Genomic DNA, 14,451 nt, shown 5'->3' with positions numbered 1-14,451 from the left:
GTGGGGCCCCGGGGTAACTCCGTCCGGGACTATAAAATTTTATGAAATAAAACAATTCACTCGGCAGACCCTGTCCTTGCGGGTTGGTTTTTCAGCAAGAGGACCAGCGCGACCGCGGTCAGCGCCACGCCGAACGCCACCACCGGGGGCGGGGCGGCGCCCCCGAGCGCCAGTTCCCACAAGATCACCCAGCCCGGCACCAGATAGGTATAGGCCATCACCCCGGATGCCGGCAGCCGCAGCGCTGCGAATTGCACGAAGGCGGTCGAGACAGCCGTCGCCGCCACCGAAATATAGGCCAGGGTGATCCAGACGATCCCCGGCACCGCCCCCCAGTCCAGCGCGATCAGCGCGGGCGCGCCCCAGACCGCGAGCAGCGCACTCCCCGCGATCATCGTGCCTGCGGTGAAGGTCAGCGCGCTCTCGCCCCGGTTCAGCCGCGGCACCAGCGCGGTGTAAAGCGCATGCGAGACGCAGCCGAGGAAATAGATCGCCTCGCCCCGCCCGATCTCCAGCCGGATCAGCCCGCCCATATCGCCGCGGAAGATCACCCAGAGCGCCCCGAAGGCGCCCGTGGCCAGCGCCAGCGCCATCCGCGGCGTCAGATGCTGGCGCATCAGCAGCCAGCCGAAACCGGCGGCGATCAGCGGGGTCATGGTGAAGACCGCGGCGGTCGAGACGGCGCTGGCGGTCTTGAGCCCCTCGAACATCAGCACGAAATAGATGGCCATTGCGAGCCCGAGCACCAGATACCGCCAAGGCGCACGGAAATCGCGCCGCCGCAGGCCGCCGCCCGCGCGCGCCGCCACCGTCAGAAGCAGCGCCGCCAGGAGGAAACGCAGCGCGGTGATCGCCTCGGGGGCGATCAGCGGCGCCGCCCTCGCGCCCAGCGAGAACGATCCGGCGACCAGCAGGGAAAACACCAGCATCGCCAGATGGCCGTGCCATTGGTCGCGGGTCATCATGGCGCGCTCAGATTGCGCATTGCGGCCAGGATTTCGCCGATTCCTTCAGCAGCGAGACGAAGGCCTGCACCTTGCGGGTGCGGTGCAGATCGACATGGGTCACGATCCACAAGGGCGAATCCCATTCCGGGCGCGGCGCCAGAACCTCAACCAGATCGGGCTGTGCCGCGGCCTCCCAGGCGGGGCGGAAACCGATCCCCGAGCCCTGATGCAGCGCCGCGTCCCAGGCCGCGGGCTCGGTCGAGCGGAACACCAGTTGCTCGGGCGCGACGCGCTCGCGCAGCCAGCGGAAGAAGGCGGCGCGGCTGCCTTCCTGCTCGGCGGTGACGAAACGATGCCCGGCGAAATCGTGTTCCGATGCGGGTTTGCCATGCGCCTCGACATAGGTTTTCGAGGCGTAAAGCCCGTAGCGGATGCGGATCAGCGGCTGGACCACATTGTCGGGCTCTTCCGGCGCGGCCCCGGCGCGGATCGCCACATGGGCCTCGCCGTAGTCCAGCCGGAAGATCCGCATATCGGTCATCAGCCGCACGATCACCGCCGGATGCAGGCGCTGGAATTCCGCCAGCACCGGCACCAGCAGCCCGGCAAGCCCCGCGACCGAGGTGATGATGAACTCGCCCTGCACGGTCTCGCCATGGCCCTTGATGCGCGAGGAAAGCTGGGCGAACTGCTCTTCGGTGGTCTGCGCCACGGTCAGAAGATCGCGCCCGGCTTCGGTCGGCGTGTAGCCGCGGGCGTGGCGCTGGAACAGCCGGGTGCCGAGCCGCTTTTCCAGCGCGTCGATATGGCGGATCACCGTGGCGTGATGGACGCCCAGAACCTCGGCCGCGCCCGAGACCGTGCCGAGGCGTGCGACCTGATAGGCGGTGCGGATCTCGTCCCAGTTGTCCATGCGGCCTTCCCTCTGTGCAGATGCGCACAGGTAAGAACGGATTCGGTGCATGCGCAAGGGGGCGGGGCGGGATGTGCCCCCGCTGCGTCCTCCGCGCCCCCGCCGCGCCTTGACGCGGGCGGTCGGGGCGGAGAAAGCTGCCGGACGGCAAAGGGTAAGACAGGTTTTCATGTTTCGCTGGCGCGCGTCGCAGGATCATCGGCTGACCGGCAGGCCCTCGGCGGCGGGGCTGGCGCTTGGCGCGTTGTTCTTCGCGGCCTCGCTGACGCCTTCGCTGATTCCGCGGGCGGGACTGGTGCAGGGGGTGCTGGGCGGGCTGTGCTTCGCCACCGGCTATCTGATCGGCTGGGCTCTGGTCGCGCTCTGGCATTGGGTGTTCGAGCCCGCGCCCGCCAGCCCCGGCCGGCTGCGGCGCTATATGCTGCTGGCGCTGATCGTCGCGCTGCCCGCGCTGCTCTGGTCGCTTTTGAGCGTGACCGGCTGGCAGAACGACATCCATGCGGTGATGGGCATCCCCCCGGTGGAAAGCGCCCGCCCGCTGACGATCCTTGGCGTGGCCTCGGTGCTGGCGGCGCTGCTGGTGCTGGCGGGGCGGCTGTTTCGCAGGCTCTGGCGGGTGATCGCGGCGCAGCTTGAGGCTTTCGTGCCGCGCAGACTGGCCAGGCTGATCGGCATCGTGGCGGCGCTGTCCCTGTTCTGGGCGGTGGGCAACGACATGGTGCTGGGCCGGGTGCTGGCCACGCTGGACGAGACCTATGCGGCGCTGGACGCGCTGATCCCCCCCGAGCAGGCGCCGCCCGGCGATCCGCTGAAATCCGGCAGCCCGGCCTCGCTCGCCAGTTGGGAGGGGCTGGGGGCGGCGGGGCGGCAATGGGTGCTCGACCCGCCTGCGGCCGACGGGATCGGGCGGCTGAGCGGCGGCGCGGCGCAGGAGCCTTTGCGCATCTATGTCGGGCTGAACAACGCCCACGATGCCGAAAGCCGCGCGCGGCTGGCGCTGGCCGAGGCCTTGCGGGTGGGCGCTTTCGAGCGCGGCACCCTGGTGATCGCCACGCCCACCGGCACCGGCTGGATGGACCCGGCCGGGATGCGCCCGCTCGACCATCTTACGGGGGGCGACGTTGCGGTGGTGGCGGTGCAATATTCCTACCTGCCAAGCTGGATGTCGCTGTTTTTGCAGCCGGAATACGGCGCCGAGACCGCGACGGCGGTCTTTCGCGAGATCCATGGCCACTGGCGTAGCCTGCCGCCGGAGACGCGGCCGAAGCTCTATCTCTTCGGCCTGTCGCTGGGGGCGCGGAACGGCGAATTGCCGATCAGCTGGCCCGATCTGCTGTCGGACCCGCCGCAGGGCGCGCTCTGGGTCGGGCCGCCCTTCGCCATGCGCGGCTGGCAGCAGTTGCGGGCGGGGCGCAGAGCGGACAGCCCGGCCTGGGCGCCGCGCTACCGCGACGGGGCGGCGATCCGGGTGATGACGCAAGAGCCGCAGACGGGCCGCGACTATGCGCCCTGGGGGCCGATGCGGATGGTCTTCCTGGAATATCCCTCGGACCCGATCGCCTTTTTCAACACCGGCGTGCTCTGGCGCGCGCCCGACTGGCTGAAAAGCCCGCGCGGGCCGGATGTGACGCCATCTTTGCGCTGGTGGCCGGTGATCACCTTCCTGCAACTCGGATTCGATATGATGACCGCGACCAGCACGCCGCCCGGCCACGGCCATGTCTATGCCGCGCGCGACTATCTCGCGGCCTGGAATGAGGTGCTGGGCACCGAATGGGAGGCCGGGCGGCTGCGGGCGCTGGAAGAGATCTTCGCGGCGGAGGGGATCTGACACGATTTCTTTGAAGAAATCGTGCCGGAGCCTTCAAAGGCTCCGGGCCGGAGTTTTTCAAAACTCCGGCGTCGCGCGGGCGGGACGCGCCGTTTTCCTTGACTCCCGCGGGCGAGAGGCGTATCGCCCGGATCAATTCCCCGGAGGCACAGGCTTCCGGTCCCTTGGGCGTGGCCCGGGATCGCCATCCGTCAGCGCGTTCGCGCCCACGGGTGCCGCCCGGCTTTGCCCGCCCCCGCCGCCGCCCCACATCGGGGCGGATCCGTCCACCGCCCGACCGCCGAACAGGAGTGTCGCCGATGTTTGAAAGCCTGTCAGAACGCCTTGGCGGCGTTTTCGATCGCCTGACGAAACAGGGCGCGCTGACCGAGGCCGACGTTCTCACCGCGCTGCGCGAGGTGCGGGTCGCGCTGCTGGAGGCCGATGTCTCGCTGCCGGTCGCGCGCGATTTCATCAAGCGGGTGCAGGAAAAGGCCACCGGCTCGGCGGTGACGAAATCCATCACCCCCGGCCAGATGGTGGTGAAATTCGTCCATGACGAACTGGTGCGGGTGCTTCAGGGCGACGGGCAGGCGGATGCGCTGAAGATCGACAACCCGCCCGCGACGATTCTGATGGTCGGGCTTCAGGGCTCGGGCAAGACCACCACCACCGCGAAACTGGCGAAGCGGCTGAAGGATCGCGCGGGCAAGCGGGTGCTGATGGCGTCGCTCGACACCAACCGCCCGGCGGCGATGGAGCAGCTTGCGATCCTCGGCGGCCAGATCGGCGTCGACACCCTGCCCATCGTCAAGGGCGAATCCGCGGTGCAGATCGCGAAACGCGCCAAGACCCAGGCCAGCCTTGGCGGCTATGACGTGCTGTTCCTCGACACCGCCGGCCGTCTGCACATCGACGAAGTGCTGATGGACGAGGTGCAGTCGGTCCGCGACATCGCCCAGCCCCGCGAGGTGCTGCTGGTGGTTGACGGCCTGACCGGCCAGGACGCGGTGAATGTCGCCAGCGAATTCGACGGCAAGGTCGGCATTTCGGGCGTGGTGCTGACCCGGATGGACGGCGACGGCCGCGGCGGCGCGGCGCTTTCGATGCGCGCCGTCACCGGCAAGCCGATCCGTTTCGTCGGCCTCGGCGAGAAGATGGACGCCATCGAGACTTTCGATGCCGAGCGCGTCGCCGGCCGCATCCTCGGCATGGGCGACATCGTGGCGCTGGTCGAGAAGGCGCAGGAGACCTTCGAGGCCGAACAGGCCGAGCGCATGGCGAAGCGTTTCGCCAAGGGCATGTTCAACATGAACGACCTGCGCATGCAGCTTGAGCAGATGCTCAAGATGGGCGGCATGCAGGGGCTGATGGGCATGCTGCCGGGCATGGCGAAACACCAGGCTGCGGCGGCCGAGGCCGGGATCGACGATTCCATGCTGCGGCGGCAGATCGCGCTGATCCATTCGATGACCAAACGCGAACGCGCCAATCCCGACATGCTTCAGGCCAGCCGCAAGAAGCGGATCGCGGCGGGGGCGGGGCTTGAGGTTCAGGATCTGAACCGGCTGCTGAAACAGCACAAGCAGATGGCCGATATGATGAAGAAGATGGGCAAGGGCGGGATGATGAAGAACATCATCCGCCAGTTCACCGGCAAGGCCGGGATGCCCGACCCGTCGAAAATGTCGCCCGAACAACTGGCCGAGATGGCGAAGGGGATGCAGCAGGGCGCGGGGGGAATGGGCGGCCTGCCGGGCCTCGGCGGCGGCGCGATCCCGGGGATGCCGCGCGGCGTCACCCTGCCTGCGGGCCTGTCGGGGATGATGCGCAAGAAATGACCCTGCTTTCGGCAAATGTCGCATTTTCGCAAGCGCCGGTCCCTGGGGCCGGGGCTTTGCGGCTGCGCATGCCGAAAATGTTTGATTTTGGACATCGCACGGCTTTTCACGCCTCTGGCCGCTGCCGGTCGACAGGCGGGCTGCAGTCCTGCGGCCAGACCTCGGGGATCCGGGCGTCCGACGCCACTCGGCCGGGGATCGACCCGGGCGATGTGGCGATCCGGCACGATCTGAGGGCCGCGGCATGATCCGGCTCTCGGGCACCCCCGTGCTGACCACCCTGCGCCTCGTGCTGCGCGCGCCCGAGGCCCGCGATCTGCCCGGCTTCACCGCTTACATGGCGAGCCCGCGTTCGGGCTTTACCGGCGGGCCCGTGGACGAGGCCGAGGCCTTCCGGAGCTTCGCCCGGATCATCGGTCATTGGGTGCTGAACGGCTTCGGCCTGTTCGCCGTCACATCTGGCGACAGCGGCGAGACCATCGGCCTCGCCGGCCATCTGAACCCGCCCGGCTGGCCCGGGCCGGAGCTGGCCTGGAACCTCTGGTCGCCAGAGCATGAGGGCATGGGCTATGCCACCGAGGCCGGTTTCGCCATCCGCGATCATGCGTTCGGCGCGCTCGGCTGGACTGACGCCATCAGCCTGATCGCCCGCGACAACCCGCGCTCGCAGGCGGTCGCGCGCCGTCTGGGCGCCATGCCCGGCCCCGAGACCGTGGTTTTCGGCAAGCCGGTGACGCTCTGGCGCCACGCCGCGCCGCCCGCAGCGAAAGAGAGCCCGTGATGGACGTCACCGCCCGCGCCGCCGAACTGCTGAAGGAACACCGCGAGTCGATCGACCGGCTGGATGCGATCCTCGTCTTCACCCTGGCCGAGCGGTTCAAGCACACGCAATCCGTGGGCCGGCTCAAGGCCGGGCACGACCTGCCGCCCTCGGACCCCGCGCGCGAGGCGCGGCAGATCGAACGGCTGGAGCGGCTGGCCGAAGAGGCCCGGCTCGACCCGGAGTTCGCCAAGAAATTCCTGACCTTCATCATTTCCGAAGTCATCAGGCATCACGAGAAACTGCAAAAATGAGCGGGCCCCGGGTCCGCCTCACAGCCATCTGAAGGAGATACAAAATGGCTATGAAAATCCGTCTCGCCCGTGGCGGTTCCAAGAAGCGCCCGTTCTACTCGGTCGTGGCCTCTGATTCGCGCATGCCGCGCGATGGCCGCTTCATCGAGAAGCTGGGCACCTACAACCCGCTGCTCGCGAAAGACGACGAAAAGCGCGTCGTGCTGAACATCGAGCGCATCCAGCACTGGATCTCGCAGGGCGCCCAGCCGACCGACCGTGTCGCCCGCTTCCTGGAAGCCGCCGGCGCGCGCGAGAAGGCCGTCCGCAACAATCCGAAATCGGCCGTCCCGGGCAAGGCGATGGCCGAGCGCGCCGCCAAGAAAGCCGCCCGTTCGGCGGCTCCGGCGGAAGAGTAATCTTTTCGCTGGTGAAACTTCTGGCGATCCCGTTCGGGGTCGCCGGTCTGCCGGGCCTCGGTCTCGTGCGCCGGTTGATCACGCTTGCGCTCTGCGCCGGGTCGTTCTGGGCCGGGATGCAGGTCGAACGCGCCACGGCGCCGGGTGGTGCCATCTGTGAAGGCTGCGACAAGGGGGCCGTCCATGAGTAAACCGGACCGGATCTGCGTGGGCTCCATCGCCGGAGCCTTCGGCGTTCGTGGCGAGGTGCGGCTGAAAAGCTACTGCGCCGAGCCGACCGACATCGCCGCCTACGGGCCCTTGTGGACCGAAGACGGCAGCCGCAGCTTCCACGTCACGCTCACCCGCCCGGTGGCCGCGGGGCTGGGGGCGAAACTCGCGGGTGTGACCAGCAAGGAGGCGGCCGATGCGCTGAAAGGCACCGGCCTCTACGCCGACCGCGACCGGCTGCCCGCCTTGCCGGACGACGAATTCTACCATGCCGATCTGATCGGGCTTGAGGTGCGCGATCCGGGGGGGGCCACGCTTGGCCGGGTGCTCTCGGTGCACAACCACGGGGCGGGCGATCTCCTGGAGATCCGCCAGGCCGACAAGCCCGCACCGCTGCTGTTGCCCTTCACCCGCGCCAATGTGCCGACCGTCGATCTTGCCCGCGGCCTGCTGATCGCCGACCTTCCCGAAGGCCTCGGCTGAGCGGCGACGCTCCTGCCTCCCGCCGCGGATTGCGGGCCGGATCGCCCGCAAACGCCGGGTGAAGCCGTTAGCGCATTTCAATCCTCGCCCTGGCGGCGCCATCATTCTGCCATGCGCGGCTGGATAGCTGTGCCCGTCAGCCTGCGGTGGAGCGCCTTTTCACGGGGGGCCGACCGGCGGGAGAGGGATCAGCAACCGGCCCGGCGGGCGGGGCCGCGAACAGGAGCGGGACATGCGCAACCGGATGAGAATGCTTCAGGCGGCCACGGCACTTCTTTACATGGGGCCGCTGCTTGGCGGGCTGGCGGGCTACGGGCCGGCGCTGGTCGTGCCTTTCGTCTCGATCTTCATGCTGTGGCTGGTGCTTTTGCGCCCGCACCGCTGGCCGCAGGAGGCGCGCGAATGGCTGACGTTTCCGGCCTGGGGCGCGGCGCTGACGCTGCTGCTCAGCCAGACCCTGTTCGTTGCGGTGCTGTTCGGTGTGGGGCGCGGCCTCGGCGGCGTGATGGGCTTTCTGCCGATGTTCCATCCGCTTCTGCCGGTGGCGGTGTCCTTCCTTGCGCTGCCGCTGATGCGGCTGGTCTGGAACCCGGAACTGTCGCTGGAAAGCGATGAAACCATCGACGAGCTGATCATCCGCGCCCGCCGGAGCGGCGCCAGGCCGCCCGCGCCGGTGGCGGATGACGCCCTCGCCTTGCTTCTGGCGCTCTCGAACCGGGTCGGAGACGAGGCCGAGGTCATGGTCGGGCATCTCGACCGCTTTCTCGACACCGGCGATGTCTGGGCGCGGCTGGCGGCGCTGACGGAGGCGCTGGATGGCGCCCCTCCGGGGCAGCATGAGGCGCTGCGCATCGCGGTGATCCTGCGGGCGACGGATCCCTGCCCGCAGCCCGAATGCGCGGTGCCCGGCGAGTTGCGCACGGCCTTTGCGGCGGCGGGTGCGGCGCCGGATCTGCTAGCGCTGCTCGCGGTGCGCGGCGCGGCGCTTTTGCGCCGCATCCCCGGGGCGGCGGCTCATTTTCCGCCTGCCCGGGTGGTCGCCGATCTGGCCGCGGACTGCGCCGGCGATGCGGCGGTCCGGGCGCTCGACACTCTTGCCGCGGCCTTGCGCGCGCATGAGGAGGCGTCCGTGCCCGAAGAGAAACCCCTGCGTGCCGCCGCCGCCGCCGCGCCGCGGGTCTTCGCGCCCGCGCCGCTTCCGGCGGCGCGCGGCGCCTGAGCCCTCTTTCGCCGCACCGCGATTGCCGCTAATCCCGGGGGCATGAACGATACCCCCGAGACGCCCCGCAGCCACGGCAGACTGTCGATCCGCGCCAGTATGAGGCCGCGCGATCTGATGGAAGAGCGCCACGTCCGGGGCGCCTTCGATGCCCGTGTGATCACCCTGTTCCCCGAGGCTTTTCCCGGCACGCTCGGGCTGTCGCTGACCGGCAAGGCGCTGGATCAGGGGCTGTGGCGGCTGGAGACGCTGGATCTGCGCGGCTTCGGCGAGGGCAGGCATCGCAATGTCGACGACACGCCGGCCGGAGGCGGCGCCGGGATGGTGCTGCGCCCGGATGTGGTGGACCGCGCGCTGACCGCCGCAATGGAGGGGGCGGGCGAGGCCCGCGCCGCCTGGCCGCTGGTCTATCTCTCGCCGCGCGGGCGGCCTTTCGATCAGGCCACGGCCCGCCGCTTCGCCGCGGGGGCGGGGATCACCATGCTCTGCGGCCGTTTCGAAGGGGTGGACCAGCGCGTGCTGGACCACTGGCAGATCGAGGAGGTGAGCCTCGGCGATTTCGTCATGACCGGCGGCGAGATCGCGGCGCAGGCGGTGCTGGACGCGACGGTCCGCCTGCTGCCCGGGGTCTTGGGAAATGCGGAATCGGCGGTCGAGGAGAGCTTCTCCGACGGATTGCTGGAGCACCCGCAATACACCCGGCCCGCGCTCTGGCAGGGCCACGAAATCCCGCCGGTGCTGAGTTCGGGCAATCACGGCGAGATCGCCAGATGGCGCCGCGCCGAGGCGGAAAAGATCACCGCCGAGCGCCGCCCCGATCTGTGGGAAACGTTCCGCGGGCGGAAAGGGGGCTGAGGGGGCCTTGCCCCCTCGCGCGTTCCGCGCTCACCCCCAGAGTATTTAAATCAAGGTGAAATGGGCTTTCATCCTGATCCAAATACCCCCGCCGGAGGCATCCGCCGCTGGTCTGACGGCGAGCGTTCGGGCTTTCATCCTGCCCTGAATATCCTCGCCGTAGGCATCCGCGCCCAAGGGGCGGATATTCCGCGGGGCGCCATCGGCGCGGCGCTTGACCCGGGCGCGCCGCGCGCCTATACGCCCGGGGTCCGGGGCGAAAGCCCGCCGGATCCGATTCCCTTTGCGCGATCGAACCGTCTTCTTCGGCGGGGGCGGGCGGGGGCGGCAGAAGCGTCAACCGAACCGACCCTCCGGCGGACCGGCCGCGCAAGCGGCGCAGGGATCCGGGCGAAGACCAGGAGCTCTCGGCGAGGATCACCTCTGCGGAACGAACCGCAGGCATAAGGAGTATCGCGATGAACCTGATCGCACAGATCGAGGCGGAGCAGATCGCCACCCTCGACAAGAAGATCCCGGATTTCAAGGCCGGCGACACCGTTCGCGTCGGCTATAAAGTGACCGAAGGCACCCGTTCGCGTGTGCAGGCCTATGAAGGCGTCTGCATCTCGCGCCGCGGCGGTGCGACCCTCGCGGCCTCGTTCACCGTGCGCAAGATCTCGTTCGGCGAAGGTGTCGAGCGCGTCTTCCCGCTTTATTCGACCAATATCGACTCGATCGAAGTGGTCCGCCGCGGCAAGGTCCGTCGCGCCAAGCTGTATTACCTGCGCTCGCGCCGCGGCAAGTCGGCCCGTATCGCCGAAGACAGCACCTACAAAGCCAAATCCGAATAAGAGGAGCCGAAGCGATGAAAGAGGGCATTCACCCCGAATATCACTTCATCGAAGTGAAAATGACCGACGGCTCGACCTACCAGACCCGTTCGACCTGGGGCAAGGAAGGCGACACGCTGTCGCTTGATATCGATCCGCTGGCGCATCCGGCCTGGACCGGCCAGTCGGCCAAGCTGATGGACACCGGCGGCCGTGTGTCGAAGTTCAAAAACAAGTATGCCGGCCTCGGTTTCTGATCCGGGCCAGAGAAACAAGGGGCGCATCTTCGGATGCGCCCTTTTGCTTTGCGCCGCTGCGGCCCCGGCCCGGGCGCAGGTGCCGGGTTTCGCGCCCTTCGCCGGAGACTTTTTCCGGGAGGGCGGTGATCCTGCGATCTGTGCGGTCCGCCCCATCCGCTTCGAGTCGCGGAGCGGTGGGGCGATCCTGCTGATCCGCGGCGCAAGCGAGGACGCCGAATTCGATCCGGCCTATATCGTGACCGGCCACGCGCCCGATGCGATTCATCTGTTTTCGGAGGATACGGCGCCGGACAACCCGGTCGTGCCCGGGGAACTGCGACAGGCCGAAGCGAGGCTCTGGCGCGCGCCGGACGGGCGGGTCTGCCTCGGCCTCTTCCCCGCCGGGGGAGCCCAGTATTGCAACTGGTATCTGCCCTGCGGCCCGACTCGGCCGCCCTGCTGAGCGGGTTTTCTGCGAAGAAAGCTCTTCCCCTTTCGGCGGGTCCTTGCCAATAGAGGAGGCGAGGCCAGCAGGGGGCAGGGCATATGGCGCATATCATTGTCGTGGGCAACGAAAAGGGCGGCTCGGGCAAGTCCACGACCTGCATGCATGTCGCGACGGCACTGGCGCGGATGGGCCACCGCGTCGGCGCGCTCGATCTTGACCTGCGGCAGAAGAGCTTCGGTCGCTATGTCGAGAACCGCCGCGCCTTTCTCGCCAAAGCGGGCCTCGATCTGCCCGGCCCCGATTACCGCGACCTGCCCGAGGTCGATCCGGCGACGCTCGCCCCCGGCGAGAACCCGTTCGACCAGCGGCTGACGGCGGCGGTGGCGGCGATGGATCCGGTCATGGATTTCATCCTGATCGACTGCCCCGGCAGCCATACCCGCCTGAGCCAGATCGCCCATTCGCTGGCCGATACGCTGATCACGCCGCTGAATGACTCTTTCGTGGATTTCGACCTGCTGGCGCGGATCGACCCCGACACCGGCAAGGTCAGGGGGCCGTCGATCTATGCCGAGATGGTCTGGGGGGCGCGGCAGTTGCGCGCGCAGGCGGGGCTGAAGCCGATCGACTGGATCGTGCTGCGCAACCGGCTTGGCGCGCAACAGATGCACAACAAGAAGAAGGTGGGCTCGGCGCTCGAAGAATTGTCGCGCCGGATCGGCTTTCGGGTGGCGCCGGGTTTCTCCGAGCGGGTGATCTTCCGCGAACTGTTCCCCCGCGGGCTGACGCTGCTCGATCTGAAAGACACCGGCGTCGAGCAACTGAACCTGTCGAACGTCGCCGCCCGGCAGGAATTGCGCGATCTGATCGCCGCGCTCAGGCTTCCTGGTGTGCAGGTCGCGTTCTGAACAGAACCGCGCGCGACACCGAGACATGACGCACGCCGCCCATCTTCCTGAGGCGCTCGTCGAAGGCAGAGACGGTTTCGACAGGCTCGGCCCGTTTCGCGGTCAGTTTCCGCAGCAGCTCGATTGCTTTGGCCATGATCGGGTTCCTTCTGTTTCCTGCCTCCAGGATCGGCGCGAACCGGGGCAGGTTTGTGGCAACCGCCGGATGAAACCGCGGCCATCGGCGAAGGGCTACAGACAGACTGTTTCCTTTTATCGCAACGGAGGGTTCTGAATGGCGAACCTGCTGCATGACGCCTTGTTCGCGCCTTTGGCGGACGGGGCGCGGGATCTGTTGTTGCTGGCCGATGGCGGGCGGATCACCGAAGGCGCGTTTTATGCGATGATCGCGCGGGCGGCGAATGCGCTGGCCGCGCAGGGGGTGGAGCCCGGCGACCGGGTGGCGGCGCAGGTGGCGAAATCGCCCGAGGCGCTGGCGCTCTATGCCGCCGCGGTCTCGGCCGGGGCGGTGTTTCTGCCGCTGAACACCGCTTATGCGGCAGATGAGATCGACTATTTCCTCGGCAATGCCACACCGAAGGTTTTCCTCTGCGATCCCGGGTCTGAGCGCGCCCTGGCGCCGGTCTCGGCCCGGCATGGCGCGCGGCTGCTGACGCTGGGCGGCGCGGGCGAGGGGAGTTTCGCGGCCGCGATGGCGGGGCAGGCCGCCCGCTTCACGCCCGCGCCGCGCGGCGCGGGTGATCTGGCGGCGATCCTCTATACTTCGGGCACCACCGGGCGCTCGAAGGGCGCGATGCTGAGCCATGGCAATCTGCTGTCGAACGCCGAAGTGCTGACCTCTCTCTGGCGCTTCACCGCAGAGGATGTGCTCCTGCACGCGCTGCCGGTGTTCCACACCCACGGACTGTTCGTCGCGACGAATATCGCGCTGCTGGCGCGGGCGCAGATGATCTTCCTGCCCGGATTCGACCTCGATCAGGTGCTGCGCCTCTTGCCGCAGGCGACCACGATGATGGGAGTGCCGACCTTCTACACGCGGCTCTTGTCCGACCCGCGCTTCACCCGCGATCTGGCCGGCCATATGCGGCTCTTCGTCTCCGGCTCGGCGCCGCTGCCGGAGGAAACCCACCGGGCATTCGAATCCCGCACCGGACACCGCATTCTTGAGCGCTACGGCATGACCGAGACCAACATGTCCACTTCGAACCCTTATGACGGCGAGCGCCGCGCCGGCACCGTCGGCTTTCCGCTGCCGGGAGTGGAGTTGCGGATCATGGCCGAGGGGCGCGAGGTGGCACCGGGCGAGACCGGGGTGATCGGGGTGCGCGGCCCGAATGTCTTTGCGGGATACTGGCAGATGCCGGAAAAGACCCGTGAGGAACTCGGCGAGGACGGCTGGTTCGTCACCGGCGATCTGGCGCGGCGCGATGCCGAAGGTTACGTCCGGATCGTCGGGCGCGCGAAGGATCTGGTGATCACCGGCGGGCTGAACGTCTATCCCAAAGAGGTGGAGCTCTTGCTCGACGAGGCGCCGGGGGTGCTGGAGAGCGCGGTGATCGGCCTGCCGCATCCCGATTTCGGCGAGGCGGTGTTTGCCGTCCTCGCCCGCGCGCCGGGGGCCTCGCCCGATCCGGCGGCGATCCTTGCTGCGCTCGCAGGCCGGATCGCGCGGTTCAAACAGCCGAAGGCGGCGGTGGTGGTGAATGAACTGCCGCGCAACGCCATGGGCAAGGTCCAGAAGAACATATTGCGTGAGACCTATAGGGACTGGTTCGCCGGTTGAGGTGTCGCGGGGGGCGCTGCCCCCGTCTGCTGCGCAGACTCCCCCGGGGTATTTGGATCAGGATGAAAGGGCTTTCCGGCGCTTTTGTGCTTTCACCCTGACTTAAATACCCCCGCCGGAGGCGTCCGCGACTTCTGTCTGCGCCTCGTTCAGTTCGGTTTCCAGAAACCGCTCGAAAGCATCCAGATCGACCGGCTCGAACTGGCCGAAGCCCTGCATCCAGACCGAGGCGGCGCGAAGCGCGTCGGGCTCCAGCCGACACCAGATCACCCGCCCCCGCCGCTCGCGCGAGATCAGCCCGGCCTCGGCCAGCACGCCGAGATGTTTCGAGATCGCGGCGAGGCTCATGGCGAAGGGTTCGGCCACGTCGGTCACCGCCATGTCGTCTTCGAGCAGCATCGACAGGATCGCCCGCCGCGTCGGATCGGCGAGGGCGGCGAAAACGGCGTCGAGCCGCTGAGAGGGGTGTTGCGGGGCGGGGGTGCCGGACATCAGGGCCGCAGTATCCGGG

Annotated in this window: 18 protein-coding genes; 14 read left to right on the top strand and 4 right to left on the bottom strand. The window is 68.3% G+C overall.

What is annotated here, in order from left to right; translation table 11 throughout:
* Positions 1-56: 56 nt before the first annotated feature.
* Both XINFAN_RS19020 and XINFAN_RS19015 read right to left on the bottom strand, forming a co-directional pair.
* Positions 57-965, bottom strand: a complete 909-nt coding sequence (locus tag XINFAN_RS19020) for a DMT family transporter (RefSeq protein WP_435530881.1) — start codon at positions 963-965, stop codon at positions 57-59.
* 7 nt (positions 966-972) lie between these two features.
* On the bottom strand, positions 973-1,860 hold the full coding sequence (locus XINFAN_RS19015) for a LysR family transcriptional regulator (protein ID WP_124088441.1): 888 nt from the start codon (positions 1,858-1,860) through the stop codon (positions 973-975).
* A 169-nt stretch (positions 1,861-2,029) separates the two neighbouring features.
* On the opposite strand from XINFAN_RS19015, the gene XINFAN_RS19010 reads away from it, so the two are divergent.
* The 13 genes from XINFAN_RS19010 (at position 2,030) to XINFAN_RS18950 (ending at position 12,157) form a co-directional block, all read left to right on the top strand.
* Positions 2,030-3,691: an alpha/beta hydrolase gene (locus XINFAN_RS19010; RefSeq protein WP_160144666.1), complete on the top strand. Its 1,662-nt coding sequence runs from the start codon at positions 2,030-2,032 to the stop codon at positions 3,689-3,691.
* Positions 3,692-3,990: 299 nt separating this feature from the next.
* Positions 3,991-5,511: a signal recognition particle protein gene (ffh, locus tag XINFAN_RS19005; protein WP_124088439.1), complete on the top strand. Its 1,521-nt coding sequence runs from the start codon at positions 3,991-3,993 to the stop codon at positions 5,509-5,511.
* A 244-nt stretch (positions 5,512-5,755) separates the two neighbouring features.
* Positions 5,756-6,292: a GNAT family N-acetyltransferase gene (locus XINFAN_RS19000; RefSeq protein ID WP_124088438.1), complete on the top strand. Its 537-nt coding sequence runs from the start codon at positions 5,756-5,758 to the stop codon at positions 6,290-6,292.
* Positions 6,292-6,585, top strand: coding sequence for a chorismate mutase (locus XINFAN_RS18995; protein WP_124088437.1), 294 nt, complete (start codon positions 6,292-6,294; stop codon positions 6,583-6,585). The genes XINFAN_RS19000 and XINFAN_RS18995 overlap by 1 nt, the downstream gene beginning before the upstream one ends.
* 44 nt (positions 6,586-6,629) lie before the next feature.
* The gene (gene rpsP, locus XINFAN_RS18990; protein ID WP_124088436.1) at positions 6,630-6,983 is read left to right on the top strand and encodes a 30S ribosomal protein S16; all 354 of its coding nucleotides are present in this window, start codon (positions 6,630-6,632) and stop codon (positions 6,981-6,983) included.
* An 11-nt stretch (positions 6,984-6,994) separates the two neighbouring features.
* On the top strand, positions 6,995-7,174 hold the full coding sequence (locus XINFAN_RS18985; RefSeq protein ID WP_124088435.1) for a hypothetical protein: 180 nt from the start codon (positions 6,995-6,997) through the stop codon (positions 7,172-7,174).
* Positions 7,167-7,676, top strand: a complete 510-nt coding sequence (gene rimM / locus XINFAN_RS18980; protein WP_124088434.1) for a ribosome maturation factor RimM — start codon at positions 7,167-7,169, stop codon at positions 7,674-7,676. The genes XINFAN_RS18985 and rimM overlap by 8 nt, the downstream gene beginning before the upstream one ends.
* Before the next feature lie 232 nt (positions 7,677-7,908).
* On the top strand, positions 7,909-8,895 hold the full coding sequence (locus tag XINFAN_RS18975) for a hypothetical protein (protein ID WP_124088433.1): 987 nt from the start codon (positions 7,909-7,911) through the stop codon (positions 8,893-8,895).
* Positions 8,896-8,937: 42 nt separating this feature from the next.
* Entirely contained in the window at positions 8,938-9,750 is an 813-nt protein-coding gene (gene trmD / locus XINFAN_RS18970; protein ID WP_124088432.1) for a tRNA (guanosine(37)-N1)-methyltransferase TrmD, read from the top strand.
* Between the two features lie 458 nt (positions 9,751-10,208).
* Positions 10,209-10,583 (top strand): 50S ribosomal protein L19, encoded by a 375-nt coding sequence (gene rplS / locus XINFAN_RS18965; protein WP_124088431.1) that lies wholly within the window; start codon positions 10,209-10,211, stop codon positions 10,581-10,583.
* Between the two features lie 14 nt (positions 10,584-10,597).
* Positions 10,598-10,819, top strand: coding sequence for a 50S ribosomal protein L31 (gene rpmE / locus XINFAN_RS18960; protein ID WP_124088430.1), 222 nt, complete (start codon positions 10,598-10,600; stop codon positions 10,817-10,819).
* Positions 10,820-10,898: 79 nt separating this feature from the next.
* Positions 10,899-11,264: a hypothetical protein gene (locus tag XINFAN_RS18955; RefSeq protein ID WP_160144665.1), complete on the top strand. Its 366-nt coding sequence runs from the start codon at positions 10,899-10,901 to the stop codon at positions 11,262-11,264.
* 83 nt (positions 11,265-11,347) lie between these two features.
* Complete coding sequence (locus tag XINFAN_RS18950; protein ID WP_124088428.1) at positions 11,348-12,157, top strand: division plane positioning ATPase MipZ; 810 nt, start codon at positions 11,348-11,350, stop codon at positions 12,155-12,157.
* Here the strand turns inward: XINFAN_RS18950 and XINFAN_RS21865 are convergent.
* Complete coding sequence (locus XINFAN_RS21865; RefSeq protein ID WP_160144664.1) at positions 12,126-12,293, bottom strand: hypothetical protein; 168 nt, start codon at positions 12,291-12,293, stop codon at positions 12,126-12,128. The two genes, XINFAN_RS18950 and XINFAN_RS21865, sit on opposite strands and share 32 nt — an antisense overlap.
* A gap of 138 nt (positions 12,294-12,431) precedes the next feature.
* Between XINFAN_RS21865 and XINFAN_RS18945 the strand changes: the two genes are divergently transcribed.
* Complete coding sequence (locus XINFAN_RS18945; protein ID WP_124088427.1) at positions 12,432-13,940, top strand: malonate--CoA ligase; 1,509 nt, start codon at positions 12,432-12,434, stop codon at positions 13,938-13,940.
* A gap of 102 nt (positions 13,941-14,042) precedes the next feature.
* Here the strand turns inward: XINFAN_RS18945 and XINFAN_RS18940 are convergent, their stop codons facing one another.
* Positions 14,043-14,432 (bottom strand): ArsR/SmtB family transcription factor, encoded by a 390-nt coding sequence (locus tag XINFAN_RS18940; protein ID WP_124088426.1) that lies wholly within the window; start codon positions 14,430-14,432, stop codon positions 14,043-14,045.
* Between the last annotated feature and the right edge of the window lie 19 nt (positions 14,433-14,451).

The sequence above is a fragment of the Pseudogemmobacter humi genome (assembly GCF_900609055.1).
GTDB classification, from domain to species: domain Bacteria; phylum Pseudomonadota; class Alphaproteobacteria; order Rhodobacterales; family Rhodobacteraceae; genus Pseudogemmobacter; species Pseudogemmobacter humi.
This window is presented reverse-complemented; position numbering and strand designations above follow the sequence as displayed.